This is a genomic window from Rhizobium sp. SVR5-9E (genome assembly GCF_056755095.1).
In genome coordinates, this window is record NZ_JBNDHS010000021.1 from 38,883 (window position 1) to 61,412 (window position 22,530).

General features: G+C 62.1%; 22 protein-coding genes. 11 read left to right on the forward strand and 11 right to left on the reverse strand.

Features of this window, described 5'->3' with window-relative positions; all coding sequences use genetic code 11:
• Positions 1-275 precede the first annotated feature (275 nt).
• Together ACPYOJ_RS12685 and ACPYOJ_RS12690 are read right to left on the reverse strand one after the other, a co-directional pair.
• A complete protein-coding gene (locus ACPYOJ_RS12685; protein WP_481416557.1) occupies positions 276-737 on the reverse strand; it encodes a carboxymuconolactone decarboxylase family protein in 462 nt (153 codons plus the stop codon).
• A 24-nt stretch (positions 738-761) separates the two neighbouring features.
• Positions 762-1,265 carry an RrF2 family transcriptional regulator gene (locus tag ACPYOJ_RS12690; RefSeq protein WP_481416558.1) on the reverse strand — a complete coding sequence of 168 codons (504 nt, stop codon included), beginning with the start codon at positions 1,263-1,265 and terminating at the stop codon, positions 762-764.
• Positions 1,266-1,436: 171 nt separating this feature from the next.
• Between ACPYOJ_RS12690 and ACPYOJ_RS12695 the strand changes: the two genes are divergently transcribed.
• From ACPYOJ_RS12695 to pdeM, 4 genes are all read left to right on the forward strand, one after another.
• Positions 1,437-2,192 carry an ABC transporter substrate-binding protein gene (locus ACPYOJ_RS12695; protein ID WP_481416559.1) on the forward strand — a complete coding sequence of 252 codons (756 nt, stop codon included), beginning with the start codon at positions 1,437-1,439 and terminating at the stop codon, positions 2,190-2,192.
• A 63-nt stretch (positions 2,193-2,255) separates the two neighbouring features.
• Positions 2,256-3,509 (forward strand): NAD(P)/FAD-dependent oxidoreductase, encoded by a 1,254-nt coding sequence (locus tag ACPYOJ_RS12700; RefSeq protein WP_481416589.1) that lies wholly within the window; start codon positions 2,256-2,258, stop codon positions 3,507-3,509.
• Between the two features lie 103 nt (positions 3,510-3,612).
• On the forward strand, positions 3,613-6,123 hold the full coding sequence (locus tag ACPYOJ_RS12705) for a ligase-associated DNA damage response DEXH box helicase (protein WP_481416560.1): 2,511 nt from the start codon (positions 3,613-3,615) through the stop codon (positions 6,121-6,123).
• 22 nt (positions 6,124-6,145) lie between these two features.
• Positions 6,146-6,871, forward strand: a complete 726-nt coding sequence (pdeM, locus tag ACPYOJ_RS12710) for a ligase-associated DNA damage response endonuclease PdeM (RefSeq protein WP_481416561.1) — start codon at positions 6,146-6,148, stop codon at positions 6,869-6,871.
• Between the two features lie 36 nt (positions 6,872-6,907).
• Here pdeM and ACPYOJ_RS12715 read toward each other — a convergent pair whose 3' ends face one another.
• On the reverse strand, positions 6,908-7,135 hold the full coding sequence (locus ACPYOJ_RS12715; RefSeq protein ID WP_481416562.1) for a hypothetical protein: 228 nt from the start codon (positions 7,133-7,135) through the stop codon (positions 6,908-6,910).
• A 405-nt stretch (positions 7,136-7,540) separates the two neighbouring features.
• On the opposite strand from ACPYOJ_RS12715, the gene ACPYOJ_RS12720 reads away from it, so the two are divergent.
• On the forward strand, positions 7,541-7,786 hold the full coding sequence (locus tag ACPYOJ_RS12720) for a DUF3302 domain-containing protein (protein WP_481416563.1): 246 nt from the start codon (positions 7,541-7,543) through the stop codon (positions 7,784-7,786).
• On the forward strand, positions 7,783-8,724 hold the full coding sequence (locus ACPYOJ_RS12725; protein ID WP_481416564.1) for an HlyD family secretion protein: 942 nt from the start codon (positions 7,783-7,785) through the stop codon (positions 8,722-8,724). Before ACPYOJ_RS12720 ends, ACPYOJ_RS12725 begins: the two co-directional genes overlap by 4 nt.
• A gap of 35 nt (positions 8,725-8,759) precedes the next feature.
• Here ACPYOJ_RS12725 and ACPYOJ_RS12730 read toward each other — a convergent pair whose 3' ends face one another.
• Positions 8,760-9,341: a transglycosylase SLT domain-containing protein gene (locus tag ACPYOJ_RS12730; RefSeq protein ID WP_481416565.1), complete on the reverse strand. Its 582-nt coding sequence runs from the start codon at positions 9,339-9,341 to the stop codon at positions 8,760-8,762.
• A 56-nt stretch (positions 9,342-9,397) separates the two neighbouring features.
• Positions 9,398-10,366 carry an alpha/beta hydrolase family protein gene (locus ACPYOJ_RS12735; RefSeq protein ID WP_481416566.1) on the reverse strand — a complete coding sequence of 323 codons (969 nt, stop codon included), beginning with the start codon at positions 10,364-10,366 and terminating at the stop codon, positions 9,398-9,400.
• Between the two features lie 88 nt (positions 10,367-10,454).
• On the opposite strand from ACPYOJ_RS12735, the gene ACPYOJ_RS12740 reads away from it, so the two are divergent.
• Complete coding sequence (locus tag ACPYOJ_RS12740) at positions 10,455-11,033, forward strand: TetR/AcrR family transcriptional regulator (RefSeq protein WP_481416567.1); 579 nt, start codon at positions 10,455-10,457, stop codon at positions 11,031-11,033.
• Positions 11,034-11,040: 7 nt separating this feature from the next.
• Here ACPYOJ_RS12740 and ACPYOJ_RS12745 read toward each other — a convergent pair whose 3' ends face one another.
• Positions 11,041-11,604 carry a dihydrofolate reductase family protein gene (locus ACPYOJ_RS12745; protein WP_481416568.1) on the reverse strand — a complete coding sequence of 188 codons (564 nt, stop codon included), beginning with the start codon at positions 11,602-11,604 and terminating at the stop codon, positions 11,041-11,043.
• Positions 11,605-11,696: 92 nt separating this feature from the next.
• Between ACPYOJ_RS12745 and ACPYOJ_RS12750 the strand changes: the two genes are divergently transcribed.
• Positions 11,697-12,203, forward strand: a complete 507-nt coding sequence (locus ACPYOJ_RS12750; protein WP_481416569.1) for a winged helix-turn-helix transcriptional regulator — start codon at positions 11,697-11,699, stop codon at positions 12,201-12,203.
• On the opposite strand, the gene ACPYOJ_RS12755 is transcribed toward ACPYOJ_RS12750, so the two are convergent.
• Both ACPYOJ_RS12755 and ACPYOJ_RS12760 read right to left on the reverse strand, forming a co-directional pair.
• Positions 12,204-13,013 carry a TIGR02186 family protein gene (locus tag ACPYOJ_RS12755; RefSeq protein WP_481416570.1) on the reverse strand — a complete coding sequence of 270 codons (810 nt, stop codon included), beginning with the start codon at positions 13,011-13,013 and terminating at the stop codon, positions 12,204-12,206.
• Entirely contained in the window at positions 13,013-13,933 is a 921-nt protein-coding gene (locus tag ACPYOJ_RS12760) for a sulfite exporter TauE/SafE family protein (RefSeq protein WP_481416571.1), read from the reverse strand. Before ACPYOJ_RS12760 ends, ACPYOJ_RS12755 begins: the two co-directional genes overlap by 1 nt.
• Positions 13,934-14,180: 247 nt before the next feature.
• Here ACPYOJ_RS12760 and ACPYOJ_RS12765 point away from each other — a divergent pair, with 247 nt between their 5' ends.
• Positions 14,181-14,525, forward strand: a complete 345-nt coding sequence (locus ACPYOJ_RS12765; RefSeq protein ID WP_481416572.1) for an ArsR/SmtB family transcription factor — start codon at positions 14,181-14,183, stop codon at positions 14,523-14,525.
• The gene (locus ACPYOJ_RS12770) at positions 14,522-14,998 is read left to right on the forward strand and encodes an SRPBCC family protein (protein WP_481416573.1); all 477 of its coding nucleotides are present in this window, start codon (positions 14,522-14,524) and stop codon (positions 14,996-14,998) included. Before ACPYOJ_RS12765 ends, ACPYOJ_RS12770 begins: the two co-directional genes overlap by 4 nt.
• Before the next feature lie 82 nt (positions 14,999-15,080).
• On the opposite strand, the gene ACPYOJ_RS12775 is transcribed toward ACPYOJ_RS12770, so the two are convergent.
• Positions 15,081-18,836, reverse strand: coding sequence for a peptidoglycan-binding protein (locus tag ACPYOJ_RS12775; RefSeq protein WP_481416574.1), 3,756 nt, complete (start codon positions 18,834-18,836; stop codon positions 15,081-15,083).
• 482 nt (positions 18,837-19,318) lie between these two features.
• On the opposite strand from ACPYOJ_RS12775, the gene ACPYOJ_RS12780 reads away from it, so the two are divergent.
• Positions 19,319-20,602, forward strand: coding sequence for a cystathionine gamma-synthase family protein (locus ACPYOJ_RS12780; protein WP_481416575.1), 1,284 nt, complete (start codon positions 19,319-19,321; stop codon positions 20,600-20,602).
• A 12-nt stretch (positions 20,603-20,614) separates the two neighbouring features.
• On the opposite strand, the gene ACPYOJ_RS12785 is transcribed toward ACPYOJ_RS12780, so the two are convergent.
• On the reverse strand, positions 20,615-20,986 hold the full coding sequence (locus ACPYOJ_RS12785; protein WP_481416576.1) for a hypothetical protein: 372 nt from the start codon (positions 20,984-20,986) through the stop codon (positions 20,615-20,617).
• 113 nt (positions 20,987-21,099) lie between these two features.
• Positions 21,100-22,512 (reverse strand): aminotransferase-like domain-containing protein, encoded by a 1,413-nt coding sequence (locus tag ACPYOJ_RS12790; protein ID WP_481416577.1) that lies wholly within the window; start codon positions 22,510-22,512, stop codon positions 21,100-21,102.
• Positions 22,513-22,530: the final 18 nt, after the last annotated feature.

Here is a 22,530-nt window from a genome sequence, read left to right on the forward strand (position 1 = left end):
GAGCGACTGTGCCTTTGCCGGGCAGATGAGGTGACGATATGTCAGAGTTAGAAGAGCTTGTCAGACGCCGTATGAGCGAAGAATACGCCAAGGGCGCCTCCGCAGACGAAATCGTAAAAGTTGTTCGCGAAATATTTAATAGCGTTGATCTCTTCGCTGAGCGGCAGGCGTCGTTGCGGCGCCGATAAGTCCGAACCGGCCCGAGATTGTTCGGGCCGGTTGTTTGCAGTCTTCGCCACGCCCGAGATACCGGGCCCTAGCGCAGATGAAATCCCTCAGGCGGCTTTTGCCGGGGCATCGAGCGGATGCTGGCTGCGGAAGCCGACTGCGAGGCGATTCCAGATGTTGATCGTGCCGATTGCTACGGTGATCTTGGTCATCTCCTCTTCGGAGAAATGCGCCTTCAGCGTCTCGTAATCGGCGTCGGGCGCGCCGGTGGCGGCGATGTTGGTGACGGCATCGACCCAGCCGAGCAGCGCGCGCTCCTTGGCGTCGTAGACCGGCGATTCACGCCAGACGCACATCAGATTGATCCACTGCTCGCTAAGTCCGTCATGACGGGCCTCCTTCACATGCATATCGACGCAATAGGCGCAGCCGTTGATCTGCGATGCGCGCAGCTTGATCAGATGGATAAAGCGGCGTTCGAGGCCGGAACCCTGGACATATTGCTCCAGGGCGGTAACCGCCTTGTAGGCCTCCGGCGAGGCTTTTGCGAAGTTGAAACGTGCTTGCATGGTGGTCTTCCTTTGGGTTGTGGCTCAGCGAGCCGTCTTGCGTTCATGAATTTCGAGAAAGGCGCAGCCGCGCGCTGCAATCCGGCCGTCGTCGTCGTCGGCTGCAAGCTCCGTCAGGATGTCGGCGATGCTCGTCTTCGCAAGCTCGGCGCGGTAGGCGCGCTCGGCTCTCAACATCGCCGCACTGACCTGACAGGGCTTGGTGAAGTATCGCGCAGGCAACGGGTTCGGGCCGCGCTGGCGGATCTCGCTGCAGCGAAATGCAGGCTCCGGACCTTCGACAGCAAGCACGATGTCGAGCAGTGAAATATCCTTCGTTGCCTTCGCCAGCCGGTATCCGCCTTTGGGACCCGGCACCGTCTGCAGAATGTCTGCACCGGAAAGCGCCTGCAGATGCTTCAGCAGATAGCTCGGCGAGACGCCGTGGAATTCCGCAATGGCCGCGGCTGAAAGCACGCCTCCATCGGAGAGCCCGGCAAGCACAGCTACGCTGTGGATTGCCTGTTCGACGCCGTCACCCAGCTTCATGCGGAAATATCCCTTCTATTCATGGATAAAAAATATCCACGATTTAGCGCTTTTTGTCAAGCTGATATCTGCGCGGACCGAATACGAGCTGCGTCGTGCCGGGTTGTGAAGTGGCAAGGATTCGCTAAAGTTGGCCCTGTTGGGCAAAACAATTCCAATGGGGGAACAGCAATGAGAAAAACGATTTTCCTGGCGGCCGCCGCCTTGCTTGCAGCGACGCACCTCGCATCTGCAGAGGATACGATCCGCATCGCAACGGAGGGCGCCTATCCTCCCTTCAACTATGTCGAATCCGACGGCAGCCTGAAGGGTCTCGACGTCGACATGGCCAAAGCGCTTTGCGAGGAGATGAAGGCCAAGTGCACCATCGTCGCGCAGGATTGGGACGGGATCATCCCCGGCCTTCTCGCCAAGAAGTATGATGCCATCATCGCGTCGATGAGCATCACCGAGGAGCGCAAGAAGCAAATCGACTTCACCAACAAATACTACACGACGCCGCTCGCCGTCACCGTTCCCAAGGACAGCGCGCTGAAGGGCGTCAGTGTGGAGGACATGAAGGGCATGGTTGTCGGCGCGCAGGCTTCGACCACGCAGGCCGACTACCTCAACGACGTCTACGCGAAGGGCGGCGCTGAAGCGAAGATGTATCCGACGCAGGACGAGGCAGTGACCGACCTGCACAACGGTCGCATGGACGCGCTGATCTCCGACAAGTTCGTGGTGGTCGACTGGCTGAACAAGGCCGGCAAGGATTGCTGCAAGCTGCTCGGCGACGTTCCCGGCACCGAAACGCAAGCCGGCATCGGCATCCGCCAGGGAGAGACCGAACTGAAGGAGCGGTTCAACAAGGCGATCGACGCGCTTGTTGCCAACGGGAAGTATCAGGAAATCACCAAAAAGTATTTCCCCTTCGACATTTACTGATCGCTTGCCGATCCAATCGCACGGAGGCTCGGAGCCTCCGTGCCCTTTAGCCAAGTCTATCCGATGAAAACAGATATCCTCGTTCTCGGTGCCGGCATCGTCGGCGTCAGTGCGGCCATTCATTTGCAGGATCGCGGCCGGTCCGTTGCGCTTGCCGATCGCGGCGAGCCCGGCGGCGGCACCAGCTATGGCAATGCCGGGCTGATCGAGCGTTCCTCCGTCATTCCCTACGCCTTCCCGCGGCAGCTCGGCGCCATTGTCAAATATGCGCTGAACAACTCATCGGATGTCCGCTACGATCCGGCTTACCTGCCCCGCATCGCCGCATGGCTTGCGCGCTACTGGTGGCATTCCTCGTCAAGGAATCTGGAGAAGGCGACGCGGGCGCTGTTGCCGCTGATCGAGGCGAGTGTCTCCGAGCACGACAAGCTGATCGGACGGGCCGGCGCTGCCGATCTCATCCGCGAACGCGGCTGGATGTCGTTCTACAAGGATCCGCGCCGTTTCGAGGCCGCCCGCGCCGAGGCCGCGAGCCTGTCTGCCTATGGTCTGGCGACACGCGTTCTCGAAGGCCGCGAGTTTCTGGCGCTGGAGCCTGCCTTTGCCGCGACCGGCAGCCGCATTGCCGGCGGCGTTCACTGGCTCGACCCGAAGACCGTGACCGACCCGCAGGCGCTGACGGCTGCCTATGCGAACCTCTTTGCGGCCGCCGGCGGCAAGATCGTCCGCGCCGACGCCTCCACCCTGCGCGAGGAGAAGAACGGCTGGTCGATCACGACAGCCCAAGGCGAGATCATCGAAGCCACAGAGATTGTCGTTGCGCTCGGTCCGCAATCAGGGCTGATCTTCCGCAAGCTCGGCTACGCCTTGCCGCTGGCCATCAAGCGCGGCTATCATCGCCATTATGCGCAGCGCGAAGGTCAGCCGCTCGGCCACCCTGTCGTCGACGAGGAAGCCGGCTATGTGCTGGCGCCGATGGCGCGCGGCATTCGCCTGACGACGGGCATCGAATTCGCTGCGCCCGATGCTCCGCCGAATACCATCCAGATCAGCCGCGCCGAGGATCACGCCCGCGCGCTCTTCCCGCTCGGCGAGCCGGTGGAGGCGACGCCCTGGCTTGGCCTGCGGCCCTGCCTGCCTGACATGCGGCCGGTGATCGGCCCTGCGCCGCGCCATCGGGGCCTTTGGTTCAACTTCGGGCATGCCCATCACGGTCTAACGCTTGGCCCGGTAAGCGGCCGGCTGCTGGCCGAACAAATGGCAGGCAACGACACCTTCGCCGATCCTAAGCCCTTCCATCCGCATCGCTTCCTCTAGATCAAAGAGATAGAGCGGGATTCCGAAAGCCGCTCGCACTTTTCGGCATCCCGCTCTGGATCCGCCATTCTATTCCGGCGGTCGGTGCACTACCTTTAGCGCCGTGGACCAGATCGATTCCGAAGCCCGCGCTGTCCTGCCCGCTCCCTTCATCCGCTGGTTCGCGGAAAAGGGCTGGCAGCCCCGCGCCCATCAGCTGGAACTGCTGGCCCGCGCTGAAGCCGGCGAAAGCACGCTGCTGATCGCACCGACCGGCGCCGGCAAGACGCTTGCTGGCTTTCTCCCGGCGCTGACCGACCTCACCCGCCGCGGCAGGATTCCGCCGGGCTCGGCCTTCACGGGCATCCACACGCTCTATGTCTCGCCGCTGAAGGCGCTTGCCGTCGATATCGAGCGGAACCTGATGAAGCCGGTCGCGGAGATGGGCCTCGCCGTCACCGTCGAGAACCGTACGGGCGACACACCGCATGCCAAGCGCCAGCGTCAGAAGCTGAACCCGCCCGATATTCTGCTGACGACGCCGGAACAGGTGGCGCTTTTGCTCGCCAACAATGAAGCGGAACGCTTCTTCAAGAACTTGAAATACGTCGTCCTTGACGAGTTGCATTCGCTGGTCACCTCGAAGCGTGGGCACATGTTGTCCCTCGGCCTTGCCCGCCTGCGCAAGCTCGCGCCCGGCGTGAGGACAATCGGTCTGTCCGCCACCGTCGCCGAACCCATGGACCTGCAGAAATGGCTGGTGGCGCAGGAAGAGGGCAGGGAACGTCACGCCGGTCTCGTGATGGTCGACGGTGGTGCCAAGCCGGAAATCTCGATCCTCTCGACAGACGAGCACATCCCTTGGGCCGGTCATACCGCCAAATACGCCATTCCGGATATCTACAAGCAGCTGACCGAACACCAGACGACACTGCTCTTCGTCAATACGCGCTGGCAGGCCGAAATGCTGTTTCAGGAACTCTGGACGGTGAACGAGGAAAATCTGCCGATCGCGTTGCATCACGGCTCGCTCGACGTCGCCCAGCGCCGCAAGGTGGAGGCCGCCATGGCCGCCAACAAACTGCGGGCCGTCGTCGCCACCTCGACGCTCGACCTCGGCATCGACTGGGGCGATGTCGATCTCGTCATCCATGTCGGCGCGCCAAAGGGTGCCTCGCGTCTTGCCCAGCGCATCGGCCGCGCCAACCACCGCATGGACGAGCCCTCGAAGGCAATCCTGGTCCCCTCTAACCGTTTCGAAGTGATGGAGTGCCAGGCAGCACTCGATGCGAATTACCTTGGCGCGCAGGACACGCCGCCTGTTGGCCGCGGGGCGCTGGACGCGCTCGCGCAGCATGTGCTCGGGATGGCCTGCGCCGAACCGTTCGACATGCTGGAGCTGTATGATGAGATCGTCAGCGCCTCGCCCTATGCCGATCTCAGCTGGGAGACCTTCGAACAGATCGTCGATTTCGTCGCGACCGGTGGTTATGCGCTGCGCACTTACGAGCGTTATGCCCGCATCCGCAAGACGAAGGAAGGCCGCTGGCGCGTCTCCAATCCGCAGGTCGCGCAGCAATATCGCTTGAATCTGGGCACGATCGTTGAAAGCCCGATGCTGAATATCCGTATGGTCAAGCGAGGTCAGGCGGGCAAGATCGGCCGCGGCGGCGCGACGCTCGGGAAGGTCGAGGAGTATTTTCTCGAGCAGCTTGCGCCCGGCGACACCTTCATCTTTTCGGGCAAGGTGCTGCGCTTCGAGGGCATCCGCGAAAACGAGGCGCTCGTATCGCAGGCTTTCTCCTTCGACCCCAAAATCCCTTCCTATGCCGGAGGCAAGTTCCCGCTGTCGACCTATCTCGCGGACCAGGTGCGCGCCATGATCGCCGATCCGGACCGGTGGCACCGTCTTCCTGATCAGGTGCGCGACTGGCTGGCGCTTCAGAACGACAAGTCGATGTTGCCGAAGCGCGACGAATTGCTGATCGAGACCTTCCCGCGCGGCAGCCGCTGCTACATGGTCGCCTATCCCTTCGAAGGGCGTCTCGCGCACCAGACGCTCGGCATGCTGCTTACGCGGCGCCTGGATCGTGCCGGCGCCAAACCTCTCGGTTTCGTGGCCACTGATTATTCGCTCGCCATCTGGGGTCTGGAGGACATGGGCCTCATGATCCAGAACGGCCGCCTCAGCCTTTCCGATCTCTTCGACGAGGATATGCTCGGCGACGATCTGGAAGCCTGGCTCAACGAATCTTTTCTCTTGAAGCGCACCTTCCGCAATTGCGCCGTGATTGCGGGCTTGATCGAGCGCCGCCATCCGGGCAAGGAGAAGACAGGGCGGCAGGTCACCGTCTCGGCCGACCTGATCTATGATGTGCTCCGCAACCACGAGCCGGATCACATCCTGCTTCAGGCAACCCGGCAGGATGCGGCGACCGGCCTTTTGGATATTTCCCGGCTTGGCGATATGCTGAAGCGAATCAAGGGTCACATCACGCATCGTGCGCTGGACCATATCTCGCCGCTGGCGGTGCCCGTCATGCTGGAAATCGGCAAGGAAGCGGTGCCCGGTGAAGCCCACGATGCTCTGCTCGCGGAAGCCGCCGACGACCTGATCGCGGAAGCGTTGAGTTGAAGACTTAGGATAGACGAGATCGATGAACCGCCTGGCGCTTGCGCGTGAACTGAATGGATTGGCTGCGATGCCCGGCGTCGAGACGGCCGTTCATGGCGTTGCGGCAGTCTGCGATCCGTTCGGCGCGCTCTATCTTCCGGACGCGGGGATCCTCGTCGTCTCCGACCTGCACCTTGAAAAGGGCGCGGCTTTCGCCCGCCGCGGCATGATGCTGCCGCCCTACGATACGCTGGCGACCCTGACCGTGCTTTCCGCCGTGATCGCCCGATACGATCCCAAACTCGTCATTTCTCTCGGCGACAATTTCCACGACCGCATCGGCTCCGCGCATCTGCCCGAAGCCTTCCGCGCCATCATCGTCAAAATGGCCCAGGGCCGCGAATGGATCTGGATCAACGGCAACCACGACCCTGACGGTACGGTCGATCTGCCCGGCACCTGCGCCGACGAGATACACCACAGCGGCCTGACTTTCCGCCACGAGCCGAAGGCCGGTCTGCAAAGCGGAGAGATTGCCGGACACCTGCATCCGGCCGCCACCGTCCGACGCCGCGAAAAAGCCGTCCGCCGCCCCTGCTTCGCCACCGACGGCGCGCGCCTCTTGATGCCCGCTTTCGGCGTCATGAGCGGCGGCCTCGACCTGGGCCACAAGGCCATGAAAGGCTTGTTTGACCAGGCCTCTCTCGTCGCCCATCTGCTCGGCAGGGACAGGATCTATTCCGTCAGGTTCGGCAACCTCGCGGGATGAGCGCCAAGCGGCGGCAACTGGTCCAGCCGTTTCGCTTTAGTCACCGAAATAGTAGAGAGGCTGGCGCGTCAGCTCGCCGCGGCCGAGATGGCCGTACACGTCTTTTCCCAGGATCCAGAACGAAATTGCCTGGGTTTTCATGCAGAAAATATAGTCACCGGAGATCCAATGCTCTGCCTTCTTCCCGTAGAGCGGATAAAGATAGTCGCCAATCTCATACATGACAGCCCGGTGTGAGCTGTAATCGTATAAGTATCGCTCCATGCCCATCTATTCTCCTGATTCTATTTCAAGAAGAATCCCATGGTGCAGAATGTATTGTCAAACAATACTGTCTCTATGTGGCAATCAGCCCAATTTTGTTTCGTTTCCTGACGTTGTATATGGTTTTTACTAGATTTTCTTCGTTTCTTGCGCCGCCACGAGCGGCGGCCTCGACATCGGCCGCAAGGCCATGAAAGGCTTGTTCGACACGACGGCGATGATCGCGCACCTGCTGGGGCGGACGGACTTATTGCTCGGATGGCTGGTAAGCGCACTTGCCGCTCGGCAGGTTTTTTCGCGGCAGCGCATAGGTTCCATGAGCCAGTAAGTCCTTTCGGAATATTTGTTTTTCGCCTGAGTGCGGACTATCATCCTTCCCGCCGTCGCAGGGAGGAAATGATCGCCATGAGTGTCATCGACATCTTTGCCTGGATCGTGCTGATCGTACTCGTGCTGAGCACCGTCGCCGTCATCGTCTTTCTCGCCATGCTGCCGGGCATGATCGCCAAGAGGAGAAACCATCCCTGGGCGCAAGCGGTGACCGTCGGCGGCTGGGTGACTCTGCTCCTCGGCTTTGCCCTCTGGCCGATCGTGCTGATCTGGGCCTACGTTGATGTCCCGCGTCCATCGAAGACGGAGGGCGCGTCGTGATCGTCGTTCTCCTGAATGTCTATCTCGTCATTCTCTTCTGCCTGGTGAAGCTCCGCATCGTTCCCTTCAACCTGTTCTGGAAGGTCTCGCCGGTCCTCGTGCTGCTGCTTTTGCTCGTCGGCCTTTTCATCCCTATGAACTGGGGCGCGCCGCAGGGGCCGGCGCTCGTGGTCCGGAACTCGGTCGCGATCGTCCCCAATGTTGCCGGCGAGGTCATCGATGTACCGGTTCAGGCGAACACGGCGCTGAAGGCGGGCGACGTCCTGTTCCGGATCGACCCGGTGCCGTTCCAGGCGAAACTCGATGCGCTGGAGGCGCAACTGCAGCTTGCCAAACTGCGTCTCGACGAGACCACGCGGCTACAAAGGAGCGGCGCTGGCCGCGCCTTCGATATGGAGCAGGCGCAGGCCGAAGTGGAGCAGCTGCAGGCTGAGATCGTTAGTGCAAAATGGGATCTCGACAAGACCGTCGTGCGTGCGCCTGCCGGCGGATACGTCACCAATCTTGCCTTGCGGTCGGGAGCCCGCGTATCGAGCCTACCGCTATCGCCGGTCATGGCCTTCATCGATACTGCCGATACGATCATCGGCGTCGAGGTGCCGCAGATCGACGCGCGCTATGTCGAGCCGGGCCAGTCGGTCGAGGCGACGTTCAAGTTCATGCCCGGCAAGGTCTACACCGGAAAGGTTGAGAGTATCCTCCAGGCGGTTGCGAGCGGCCAGGTGCAGATTTCCGGGGCCGCCGTCTCTCCGGCAGCAATCAAGACGGCGCCGCTTGTCGTCAGGATCCGGCTGGACGATGCGGATTTTGCCGCGCGCATGCCGGCCGGCACCACGGGCGACGCGGCGATCTTTACCGACCACGTCAAGGCGGCGCATGTGATCCGCAGGGTGCTGCTGCGACAGGTCGCCATCATGAACTACGTCATTCCGTTCTGAAGGCCTTCCGATGCGCGAGGGCCTTCACGCGCTCGTCAGTCGCACTGCTGCAGCTGCTGCTGATAGGTCGCCGCCATGCTGGCAAAACGCTGCGCCGTCTTCTGCAGCTGGGCGTTCGAGCGCCAGTCGCCGCGTTTGTATCCCGTTGGACCAGAGTAATAGGCCAGATAGAGGCTGTAAGCGTCGTTCAGCGGGATGCCGGTCGCCTGGCTGTTGCTGTAGTGATACCAGCCTATGAAATCGACGGCGTCGGAAAAGTTGGTGCGGCTTGCTGCCCATTTGCCGGTTTCGGACTGGTAATGGCCCCAGGTGCCGTCGAGTGCTTGCGAGTAGCCGTAAGCAGTCGACGGACGCGTCCAGGGAATGAAGCCGAAGAGTTTCGTGCGCGGCGGGCGGGCATTCGGCTGAAAACCGGATTCGACATACATCGTTGCCATCAGGATCGGCACGGGCACGCCGTATTTTCGTTCGGCTTGCGCCGCCGCCCGCTGCCAATTGGTGAAGAGGCCGTCGCGCTGGTCGAAGACGGCGCAAATGTTTCTCGTCTGGCGGGGTGCCGTCGCGCAACCGGCGACAAGCGCCAACAGCACCACGGCGAGAAGGCTACGGGTACGCAAAACAGAACCTCTCGTTTTCGAGAGATTACTAACTCGTAAATCTTAAGAAGCGGTTTTTATTCAAAGGCGAAGTTATGTCCGTCACGAGGCAGGACGTGTGCATCTGGATCGCCATGCTTCGGCCAGGGATTGACCGCGTCCCGCAGCCACACCACCGTATCGAGCCAAAAACCTTCGGCATGTCGCGAGTGGAAAAGACTGAAATGCCCGATGGCGTCGAATCCCAGATCGTAGGGCTTCAGCATTACCTGCTCCGTCGAGGCATTCCGGTAATAGCCAAGCGCACGGCGAACGGCAGAAGCGGTCGCGATCGGGTCGTCGGTGACGCCGATCGCAAGAATGGGCGCACGAACCGCATCGAAGCGGGCGATGACATCTCGCCGTTCCGGAGCCAGATAGCTGTGCTCCATCCGCGCGCCGCGAAAGCTCCACTCGTTGGCGACGCCAGCCGGCAGGTCTTCCAGCCAGCCAAGCAGTCTGCCTGGAAAATAGCCGAACGCCGCCGTCATGGCGGGCATGACGACGTGCCACTTCCAGAACAGGCGCCGTCGATGCGCGCGCGCGTAGTCTCGCCAATAGCCGTATTGCGCGCCGATCGTCAGCATCCGGTCGATACGCCCGGCATTCCTCGCAAGTCCGGGCAGGAACCCGCCGATACTGTGGCCCACGACCAGGAGCGGCTGCATCGGGTCGCGATCGTACATGAACGCCAAGGCTGCTTCGAAGTCGAACTCGCCCCAGTCCCGCCAGCGGTAGCCGCAACGGCGGAGGCGGGCGGGCCGGGACAGGCCGATTCCGCGATAGTCGTAGGTCAGGACATCGAAGCCGTGCCCTGCAAGAAACCGGGCATAGCGATGATAATAGCTGGCGAGTACGCCGGTGGCTGCATTGACGACGACGCTGCCTGAACTTTGCCCCCCGGTCGCGCGCCATAGATGGCCGCCGAGAAGCACGCCGTCGCGGCAGCAGATCTCGACGCGTTCGCCCTCCTGCGCAGATGCATATGCCGCCTCACTCGCATCCATCGTGCCAAGTCCATCCCGCTGCAATGACTGGCCCGTTCTACACTATGGGCGTGCTTGGCAACACTCACTAGTCGGTATACTTTGGGTCATGGGACAGCCGACCCAAACGACCCGAGACCGCATCGTCAACGCTGCCGCCAAGCTTTTTTATGGGCAGGGCATCCGCGCCGTCAGCGTCGATGCCGTCGCGGAAAAGGCGGGCGTCACAAAACGCACGCTGTACTACCATTTCGACAGCAAGGACGACCTGATTGCCGCCTATCTCGAAGGTCGTGATCAGCCCAATCTGGCCGTGTTCCAGCGATGGTATGACGAGGCCGAAGGCAGCGTGGACGCGAAGGTCAAGGCGATCTTCGACCAATTGGCGAAGTCTGCGCGTCATCCGAAATGGAAGGGTTGCGGTTTCCTGCGAACTGCAGCCGAGCTCGCCGGCATGCCGGGCCATCCAGCGATAAAAGCAGGCGTTGCTCACAAGCAGCGGGTCGAGGACTGGCTGACGCATGTTCTGGAGGCGGACGGCATTCTGGAGGCCCGCACACTCGGCCGGCAGATCATGCTCCTGCTCGATGGAGGCTTTGCCGTCGTGCTCTTGCGTCGCGATCCGTCTTACATGGAGACGGCGGGCGAAGCGGCCGCGGCCCTGATTGCCGCCGCCGCGCGGTCTTGATGGGACATCAGGCCGGGGTTGTTGCCGGCTCGTACCGCAGGATCACTGCGCCCGTCGTGAGTGGTGTCGCCTCGAGCAACTTCATAGGCACGGATGCGGCTGCCGGTTTGAAATGCGGGTTGCCGCCGCCGAGGATCACAGGGACCAGGCAGATGCGGATTTCGTCGACCAGCCCGGCCTTCAGCATGGCATCCGAAAGCTCGGCACTGCCGAAGATGAACATCGTCTTGCCGTCCTGCTGCTTGAGCTTCGTCAGCTCGCTGACCGGGTCGCTGACCACTCGGGCATTGTTCCAGCCCGGCTCCTTCATCGTGCGCGACACGGCGATCTTCGCGATATTATTCATGTAGTCTTTGATCTTCCCTTCGCCTTCAGCCGATGGCCAATAGTCGGCCATGCCTTTGTAGGTCTTGCGGCCGAAGACGAGCAGGTCGCCTTCTTCACCGAATGCCTCGGCATATTTCTGAAGCTCCGGTCCCCAGACAAGGTTGTGAAAGTCGATGTCCCACGGCTTCGTACCTTCGAAGTAGCCGTCGAGCGTCATCAGATTCCAGACAACAAGCTTTCTCACGTTTCATCCTCCTCAAAACTGATTGCAAATAGCAACTGGTTGAAAGTTAGATTGACCGATGGCAAAATGCAAGCAGTTTTTGGAGAATGAAAATGGACGGCCTTCACCGTTCCGGCTGCCCCATCAATCTGACGCTGGAAATACTCGGCGACCGCTGGAGCCTGATTATCATCCGCGACATCATGTTCGGCAACCGGCGCCACTTCCGCGAGCTTCTTCAGAATTCAGAGGAAGGCATCGCTTCGAACATCCTCGCCGATCGCTTGCGCCGACTGGTGGACAAGGGCTTGCTGACCAGGGAAGACGATCCCACGCACAAGCAGAAAGCCATCTACAGCCTCACTGAAATGGCGATCGATCTCGTGCCGCTCTTCGCCCACATGGGCGCCTGGGGCCGCAAGCATTTGCCGGTATCCGAAGAGCTCTCCATTCGAGCCGAACTCTTGGAAGACGGCAGTTCGCAGCTTTGGGAGGACTTCATGGAAGAGCTGCGGGCCAAGCATCTCGGCAAGCAACTTCCGCCCGGAACGCCGTCGGTGCTTGGCCGTCTGACCGAGGCCTATCTCGACGTCGTCGCGAAAAAGCAGAAGTCGGCCTGATCAGTCTTTGCGGAACACGATACTCGCGCCCCAGCCGGTCACCACCGCGAGGAGCACTGCGAAAAGGCCGTAGGGAACCGGCCGTTCATGGGCGGCGTCGGTGATCGTCTGCTCGATGCCGGTCTTGATGACGCGTAACGGCACGGACCTCTGCGTCACAAACACGCCGCTCTTGAAGAGATAGGCGCGCACCGTATGCACGCCATTCGGAATGTTGGCGGGCAGACGAAGGGTTGCCTTGAAGAGATTGGAGCTGACGAAGCGCACACCCGTCGGGTCGCGCTCGTAAAGCCCGCCGGCCTGCTGCAACCGCCGGAACGCCGTGCGGAATTCGCCAAGGGTGCTCCCGTCTCCGACGAAACCGACGGGCGTCAGCGGGATATGATCGATGCCGATCCCTTGATCGTCGAGGGCGAGCGGCGTCACCACGTCGTCGAGCGAGCGTGAGCTCGACATCGAATAGGAATGCGGCACGCCTTCAAAGGTCATCGACTCCGTGTTGATCCAGATACCGAAGACGCGCTCCTTCCGGCGTACCGTCGCACTCTCGCGCGGACCCTCCAGAACGACGACGACATCATACTGGCCGACGGCGAGCAGCAGGTTGTCGGTATTCGTCAGCGCCCCGAAGATCGTCAGATCCGCGCCCCGAAAATCGGAGGAGATGGCGATCTCACTGGTGGACGTGCCGATTTCCAGGCCTTCGCGCTCTTCCTCCGAACTCTGCCCCGGCAGGAGCATCTGCGCGGCGGCAAGCCCCGGCGGCAGCAGGCAGAACAGGAGGAAGAGGCAGAGGCGCAACCGCGTCATCAGTACGCTCCCATCACCACGGAATAGACGTCCGCCGGCGTCACGACGAGGGCGATCGCCAGCCTGATGCCGACGGCGAGGACGAGCAGCCCGAGCAGCGCGCGCAGCTGCTCGCCGCGCAGCTTCTGGCCGACGCGCACGCCATATTGCGCGCCGATGACGCCCGCCACCATCAGGATGAAAGCCAGCACGATATCGACGGAAAAGTTGGTCGCGGCCTGGACGACGGTCGTGTAGGCGGTCACGAAGATGATCTGGAAGAGCGACGTCCCGACGACGACATTGGTCGGAATACGCAGCAGGTAGATCATCGCCGGCACCATGATGAAGCCGCCGCCGACGCCCATGATGGAGGTCAGGATACCGATCGCAAAGCCGAGCGCTATGATCGGGATGACGCTGAGGAAGATCTTCGATTTCTTGAACCGCACCTTCAGCGGCAGCCGGTGGACCCAGTGATGATGGCCGGGTCGGCGCGGCGTCGGCGGGATGTTCTTGGCCGCCCGCCGCATGGCATTGATGCTTTCGAGCAGCATGAGCCCGCCGACGGCGCCAAGGAAGATGACGTAGAGCAGCGAGATGATCAGATCGAGCTGGCCGATCCGTCTCAAGAGCGAGAAGATCCAGATGCCGACCGTCGCGCCTGAAAGGCCGCCGATCAGCAGCACCGTCCCGAGCTTCACGTCCAGCGTCCCGCGCCTGAAATGGGTAATCGCGCCGGAGATCGAGGAGGCGACCACCTGGTTCGCGCCGGTCGCAACGGCGACGACGGGCGGAATGTTGTAGAAGATGAGAAGCGGCGTGATCAGAAAACCGCCGCCGACGCCGAACATGCCGGAGAGGAAGCCGACGGCCGCACCCATGCCCAGGATGATGAAGATGTTCACCGACAATTCTGCGATGGGCAGGTAGATTGTCACAGCCGACCTCGAATTATGAACTGCCCTCCTGGGCAGGCCTTCTCACGTCCCGTTCGAATGGCGCATCATACGGTGAAATCGTTGCCAGAGGCTTTCGATAAGCGACATGCGATCCGCGCATTACGCGAGCGATAAGTCCCGATTAATCTGGCTTTTTTCAGATTTTGTGACAGCGGTGCGCAACCGTTGACGGTTCTGCTGGACACTTAGCTCTTGCACTAAGTGTTTTGCCATGATACTTAGCCTCATGGATCAGTATTCGGAGCAGCTAACGGGCATCTTTCTGGCACTTGCGGACCCGACGCGCCGCGCGGTGCTCGGCCGTTTGGGCGAGGGGCCGGCCAGTATCAGCGATCTCGCACAGCCGTTCGACATGGCTCTTTCGTCTTTCATGAAGCACATCCATCTTCTGGAGGACACAGGACTGATCCGGACCCGCAAGCAGGGCCGTGTGCGCACCTGCATCATCGAGAAGAAGCAGTTTGCTGTCGCCGAAGCGTGGCTCTCGCAGCAGCGAGCCCGCTGGGAGGGCCGTACGGACCGGCTCGAACAGTTTGTCATTGCGGCATCGAAAGAGGAAAAATCGAAATGACCAAGTCCCCAAGCCCTAAGCTCGACCTGACCATATCGCGTCTCATCAAGGCTCCGCCCTTGGCCGTGTGGAACGCCTGGACGAACCCCAGGAGCTTCGAGCAGTGGTGGGTTCCGGCGCCGGCCAGATGCAAGGTCGTAGAAATGGACCTCCGTCCCGGCGGCGCATTGGTGACCGAGATCAGCGAAAACGACGGCGATTTCGCGCCACACCTCAGCGCCTGCATCCTCGATATCGCCGATGGCGAACGGATCGTTTTCACCAACGCCCTGGTGGGCGGCTGGCGTCCGGCAGAGCAACCTTTCATGACGGCGGTCATCACCTTCGAGGAACACCCGGAGGGCACAAACTATGCCGCCTACGTCATGCACAAGGACAGCGCTGACCGTAACATGCACGCCGAAATGGGATTTTACGACGGCTGGGGCACCGTCGTGGAACAGCTCGCAAAGCTGGTCGAGCGGCAATCGTAGGGGGAAAGTGGTGTCGCGCAAGACATAGCGCGGGAAAGCCCTCACCGCCCGTGCGGTGAGGGCTTATCCAGACCGGGAGTTCTCAAGCCTTCGTCGTAGGCTTGGCGTTGCGTTCGAGCAGCGCCCTCACCGTGTCGTCATTGATCTTGCCAGTGGGGTCCTTGCCGATCGATTGCTGAAAGCTCTTGATCGCAGCGATCGTCTTGGCGCCCATCTCGCCGTCAGGCGTGCCTGCGTCGAAGCCGTTGTTGTTCAGGATCGCCTGGATGTTGCGGATCGCCTTTTTCATGTCGACGGTCGAGGTTTTGGTGCCATTACCCGCCCAGGCGTCCGGAATCTCGATGCCGTTCGCCTTGTTGTCGAGCGGCTGCGGCTTCCAGGCGCTCGTCGTAGCGCGGGCCCTCTCAAGATCGGCCGGCTTCATGGCTTTCGCGACCTCGTCGCGCTTGGCTGCTGCGTCCTTGTCGCCGCCCTGGGCAGCGATCGCGAACCACTTGTAGCTTTCGCCGAGGTCCTGTGTGACGCCGTTGCCCCGGGCGAAAAGGATCGCCAGGTTGAACTGGCTGTCGGTGATGCCAAGATCGGCGGCCTTGGTGAACCAGCTTGCTGCCGCCGCGTAGTCCTGCTGGCCGAGCGCGCCGGAGGCGTAGAGCACCGCCAGATTGTGCATGGCGCTGGCATTGCCCTGGCTGGCGGCCTGCTCGTAGAAGGCCCTGGCCTTGCCGATATCACGCGCGACGCCAGTGCCCTTCTCGTACATGCTGCCGAGACGGTACTTTGCCGGCGCAAAGCCCTTGTCAGCTGCAAGCTGATACCAGTTTGCGGCTTGAGCCTGGTCGGCGGGCAGGCCATTGCGGCCTTCGGTGTAACGAGCGCCGATCTCGAAGAGCGCGAGCGGATCGCCGCTGCGGGCGGCATCGGCAAGCGACTGCGGCTGGACGGCGTCCGGCACGGAAATCGAAGGCGCTGCAGGCGCGGCCTCTTGCGAGGTGGGAACACTATTGGGCGCGAACGCGGCCGCATCCTGCGGTGGCGCTCCCGGTGTCAGCGTCGAAGCGCCTTCGCCGCCAAGTGGCGCAGCGTCAGTCAGGTGCTCGGAGGGTACAGCCTCCCGGTTTTCGGACGCGCCCGCCTGTGTCATGTCGGCAGCTGGTGGGGCGGCAGTCTCGGGCTCTGTTGATTCTGCCGGGCTGCCCGCTACCGGTCCTTCGGCGTCTTCCACCGGCATGGCGGAGCTATCGGCGGCAACGGGGTTTTGCGCGGCATCCGAAAGCACCGCGACTTCCGCCGGCGGAGCCTGCTCGCCGCTCGTCAGGGTGCGAGCGAGCGGGAAGGCCATGATCGCCAGGAGCACGGCGCCGACAGCAAGCAGAATCGGCCTGCGGAAGCGGGCAAAAGCGCTGGAGCCGGCAGGTTTCTGCGTCTTCTTCTCGGCCTTTGTCAGCGTTGCCTTGGGGTCGGATTCCATCGCGGCCGCTTGAGCCGCGCGGCGGGCGGCGGCGATGTAGTCGGCGCGCTCATTTTCGGCGGCAGGCTTGGGGTTGTTCCGGGCCGCAGCCTGGCTGGCGCGCACGCGCTCCAGAATCTTCTTGACGTCCGGCGCGCCCGAGCCGGGTTCCAGCAGTTCGTTCGATGCTTCTTCGCTGGGCATCAGGTCGACGGGGTCGATCGAAGGCGCGGGGTCGATGACCGCCCGCTCGGCTGCTTTCGCTTGGACCGCCTTCTTGCCTGGAATCAGTCGCTTGCCGAGTGCCGAAAGCAGGCTGCCCTTCGACGGCACTGCCGCCGGCGCCGGTTTGGTCGCGGCTTCGATGGCGATCGCGCTTGTCTCGGCGGAAGGCGCAGCGTGCACAGGAGCCGCGCTTGCTGTTTCCACCGCATGCAGGGCCGGAGAAGCCCCCATCTTTCCGAGCGAAGCATGCTTTTGCGTTTCCTCGGTGCCGGCCGGCACGAGTGCATACGGATCGATCTCGAAATCGGCCTCGGCAAGCGGCATGCGTCGCGCCGGCTTGTTCCGGGTTTCCATATCGTCCAGGCGCTCGGCGATCTGGACCAGCGTCTCGTGCAGCGCCTGGAATGTCTTGTGCGTGCGTTCTTCGCTGCTGCGGCTCAGGTCTTCCAGATGGCGCAGGTCCTCGGCCAGCGCGTTCAAGGCGGCCATATCAGCGGCTGGCGCAGCCTGGATGCCGCCATTGCGCGAATAAGCCTCGACAACGGCTTCTGCCGCCTGGCGTGCAGCCTCGATGATGTATTCGTCGCTGGTCGCCATGTAGTCTTCGATTGCGCCCATGCGGCGGTCGAACTCCGGCGGAATGCTGTCACCGCCTGCGCGGGGCGAGCTCATCAGCGCAGAGAGGTTGGCGATCTGATCTTCGAGGTTCCTGAGAGCCAGCGGATCGGTGGGCGGTGCGGCCGTACTTTCCTCCAGGCGCGCAGCAATGTCGCTGAGGCGACCCTCGATGCGGCGGAACGCACTGTCATCGGCAATTACGGCCGGCGCGGGCTGTACTTCCATCTCGTCGATGCGGCGCGCGAGATAGTCCAGCCGCTCCGCCAGCGCGTCATTGACCGAACCGCTTTCCAACGCCTCGATCTTGCGGGAAATATCCGCAAGCGTGCGGTTGAGATCTGCCTGGGGAGCCGTCTTCTGAGCACGCTCGAGCATGAAGGACAGCTGCTCGAGGCGTTCGTCGAGCCGCGCCGTCGCTTTGGTATTGGCCAGTTCTTCGACGCGCCGGGTCAGCATTTCCAGCCGATCGGCAAGGCCATCAGCCGGCTGGCTGCGGCTTTCCGCCTGGCGGCCCACCATGTCGATCTGCTCTGCCAGCGCGTTCAGCCGGCCTTCGAGGCGATGCATCAGCGCCGGATCGCCGCTTGCGGCGGTGCGGCCGCTTGCCGCAATCGCCCGGCTGATTTCGTCAAGCCGCCCATCCATGGCGGCAAACTGCTCGGACATGGCTCGATCGTGCGGCTGAATCATGTTGCCGAACTGTTCCATCGCGGTCGCAATCGAGAGCAGCTTGTCTTCGAGCGCGCGCACCGCCGGGCTCTCGCCCATGCCGCCGAGATGACGCTTGATGTCGTCGAGCCGGTAGGCGAGCGACACGAGTTCTTCCTGCAGGCTTGCCGTATCCAGCGCATGTAGCTGGTTCTCAAAACCGTCCCAGCGGCTTTCCATGTGCCGAACGGACTCTTCGCGGGCAAGCCCGTCCATCAGGGAACGCAGTTCTTCGAATTCGTTGCGAAGCCCTGTGGCCTCCGGGCCGGCCGAGCGGCTGGAAAGTTGGTCGATGCTGTGCGCCAGCCGGCCCATGTCCTCGCGGATGTCGTCGGCGAAATGCCGGTCGTGCGCACTCGTCTTGATTTCGCGCAGTTCTGCGCGCAGCGCATTCATCTCGCGCGCCACGCCGTCGGAAATGTCGCGCTTCAGGTCCTGGCGCAGGTTCACCAGCGCCTGGGCGATCTCGGTCATGGTATCGGGCGAGGGGGCATGTGACGGCGCGACTTGCGGGGCTGGCGTACGCGCTGCCGGTGCCGGGTCTCGGTAGGTTGGGCGTTCGGCGATTGGGCGTTCGCGGCCGGCGTTGAGCGCGCGCTGGCGCTCGCGGATTTCTGCAAGCGGATCCGGCCGGGTTTCCGCCCGCGAATATGCCGGTCGCGGCTCATAGGATCTGGTGTGGCTTTCGCGCTCAGGTGCAACTACCCGCTGCCTTGGCTTGTGGGTGCCGTTGCCCATCAGCCCTTCGATGCGCGCCTCAAGCCCTTCGATCGTGCGGTTCAGCGCATCGAGCGACGCCCTGTCGGAATGCCGGGGAGTGTTTGGTCGCGATCCGTTCATTTTCCTGCTCGCTTCGTCTGCTCGAGCCCTCGTCAGGGCCAAGGCCATTGGCTTGAGAGACCGTTCATTAGAGGATAGTTTATGAGGCTTTCCTCAACCTGAACGGCGTAGCGGCACTCCGAATAAACGCGAGACTGGAAAAAGGAATGCGGATCACCACTGCTCACTGCGCACTTTTTACGATACGTGGTAAATATCCCGTTAACTTCCGTGGGAATTTTTTAACGTTTGGGTAAGCCGCGATGCACTTTGGGCCAGATGCGCCGGTGTTGAGCTCGATGGTCCTGATGACACGCTCGTGTCGCTCACCGGGAGCGCTCGTCATCACAGCTTTGTCTCCGGTCAATTTTCTGTGCCCGAGTCTCGCACTGTGGAGGAAGTCGCTTCCAAAGATATCCTGCTGCGCCAAATATCAGGAATGAACTTCCGCATTTGCTATGATCTGCTGCTTTAGCTCCATTCCATCGGCCGAGGAGACCGTCATGACCGCGCCGCATCCTTCGAGAACCCATATCGGCAATCACGCGCTGCACCCGGAAACGCAGATGCTGAACTACGGTTATGATCCGGAGCTTTCAGAAGGAGCGGTCAAGCCGCCGGTGTTTCTCACCTCGACCTTCGTCTTCAATACCGCCGAAGACGGCCGCGATTTCTTCGACTACGTCTCGGGCCGTCGCGAGCCGCCGGCAGGCAAGGGCGCCGGTCTCGTCTACTCGCGGTTCAACCATCCCAACAGCGAGATCGTCGAAGACAGGCTCGCGGTTTATGAACGGACCGAAAGTGGCGCGCTATTCTCCTCCGGCATGTCGGCGATCTCGACCACGTTGCTCGCCTTCGTCCGGCCCGGCGATACGATTCTCCATTCGCAGCCGCTCTATGGCGGCACCGAGACGCTGTTGGCGAAGACCTTCTTGAACTTCGGGGTTGCCGCCGTCGGTTTTCATGACGGTGTCAGCGAGGCGTCGGTCCAGGCAGCGGCCGAGGAGGCTATGCAGAGAGGTCGAGTCTCGGTCATCCTCATCGAAACGCCCGCCAACCCCACGAACAGTCTCGTTGACGTTGCCTTGATACGCCGTGTTGCCAATGCGGTTGGCGAGAGACAGGGCCACACCCCGATCATCGTCTGCGACAACACGCTGCTTGGCCCGGTCTTCCAGCGTCCGATCGAACACGGCGCGGATATATCGCTTTATTCGCTGACCAAATATGTCGGCGGCCATTCGGATTTGATCGCCGGCGCCGTCCTGGGTCCGAAAGCTGTGATCAAACAGGTGAAGGCACTCCGCGGCTCTATCGGCACGCAGCTCGACCCCCATTCCTGCTGGATGCTGGGACGTTCGCTGGAGACGCTGCAACTGCGCATGGAGCGGGCAAACAGCAACGCACGTGCCGTCGCCGATTTTCTCCGCGATCATCCGAAGGTCGAAACCATCCACTATCTGCCTTACCACGATCCGGATTCGCCGGTCGGGCGAACCTTCGCCGCACAGTGCACGGGCGCCGGTTCGACGTTCTCTTTCGATATCAAGGGCGGCCAGCCGGCTTCGTTCAGGTTCCTGAACGCGCTGAAGATCTTCAAGCTGGCGGTCAGCCTCGGCGGAACGGAGTCGCTTGCGAGCCACCCGGCCGCAATGACTCATTCCGGTGTTCCGGCTGATGTGCGTGAGCGCATCGGCGTTCTGGAGTCGACCATCCGGTTGTCGATCGGCATCGAACATCCGGACGATCTGATCGCCGACCTCGCGCTCGCTCTGGACGAAGCGTAAACGGCAGCGCCGTCAGGCCGCCGCCGTTTCCCGCACATCGTCGAGCAGGAAATGCACGACGATGTAGTTCGTCGTGTAGTGCCTGCCGCTATCCGAGGTGTTCTCGATATTGCCGCCATCTGCCGGGTGCCAGGTATGGTAGTGCGGATTGGTGGTGATTAGCGTGATCGCTTTGCCCGCGAATTTGCCGCCGAGCCGGTAGCGTGCTTCCGCCAATGGCCAGATGCGCTCGTAGTCTTCCATCGGAATACGGACTTTCAGAGCCCGCCTGCTGACCGGTTCGCTCCGCGAGCCGTCCTCGTGCACGGCCGCCGGTAGTTCCAGCGTCACTTCCTCCGCGCCGCTCAGAATGGAATTGAACTCCTCGGGCCACATCCGTCTCATGAAATCGCTCCTCCCAGGGCTCGCTCTTCGGTTAGCCAGCGAAATGTAGCGTGTTTGCCCGAAGAAGCAAACGCTGCCTTGCGGTTCACCACCGATTGCCTTTGTACCGCGCGCTAAGCTCTCGCGGCGTGGTTCAGCGCTCGCTCCAGCGATCGGAATATCCGCGGATCATCCGACTGTGCGACGTTGAATCGCAGGAAGCCGCTGGCGGTCTGCGACACGCTGAAGGCGTTGCCGGGCGCAAGAACGATGTTATCGGCGAGGCAGGCCCGCGCAACATCTGCGGCATCGATCCCGTCGGGCAACCGGCACCAGAGAAACATGCCCGCCTGCGGCCGTATCCACGGCGTGATGCCGAGCGAACCCAATCGCTGCGCCGTCTCGTCCATGGCTTGCGAAAGCCGGACCCGCAGCGCATCCAGATGTTTGCGGTAGCTGCCGTCCTTCAACAGCAGCAGGATCAATTCGGACGAGAGCCGCCCGGCGGCGATGCTGGTCGCAATCTTGAGATCGGAGAGCGCCTCGATCCAGTCCGGCCTCGCCGCGATGAAGCCGCAACGCACCGAGGCAGAGAGCGTTTTCGAGAAGCTGCCGATATGGACGACCCGCTCCAGCCCGTCGAATGCGGCGAGGCGAGGGGCCGGCTCATGCTCAAGATCAGCGAAGATATCGTCCTCGATGATTGTCATATTTGCGCGCTCTGCAAGTTTCAGCAGCCGGTGTGCCACGACGGGCGAACACGTCGCGCCTGTTGGGTTATGAATCGCGGAATTGGTGATGTAGAGCCGCGGCCGGTGCTCGTCGATCGCCCTCCCGAATGCCTCGATATCCGGTCCGACCGGCGTCATCGGAACGGCGATGGCATTGGCCCTGTGAGCGCGCAGCAGCGCATGGAAGTTGAAATAACAGGGGTCGTCCACCAGCACGGCGTCGCCGGGCTCGATCAGGAAGCGGCACAGAAGGTCGATTGCCTGTGTGCCGGATTCCGTCAGTATGATCTGGTCTGGTGCTGCGGATATGCCGCGCTCGCCCATGCGGCGGGAGAGAAGCTGCCTGAGCGGCGGCAGGCCGAGCGGCGTACCGTAGTCCGAGAGCACGCGATCATCGGCGCGTGAAACCGTGCGAAGGGCCTTGCGTATGCCCGCTTCCGGCATCCAGCTTGGCGGCAGCCAGCCGCATCCCGGCTTCAGCAATTCGGGGCCGTCTTCCAATGATTGACGATAGACCCACAAGGGATCGATCGCCCGGTCGAGCTTCGGCCCGATTTCCGAGAGCGCCAGCGGTGCGAGCGGGCTCGAAACGTAGAAGCCGGAACCCGGCCGCGAGCGAATGAGGCCCTCGGCGGCCAGCCGCTCATAGGCCTCCACGACGGTCGAGGCGGAAACATGCAAGGTCTTGGCGAAAGCGCGCACCGAAGGCAGTCGTGATCCGGGCACCAGCCCGCGGCTGGAAATGCGGCCGCGGATCTCCGCCATTACCAGGGCGATACGCTTGCCGCTCGCAGGATTCGTCGCCGTCTGGTCCATCTGTATTGCTTCCGTATC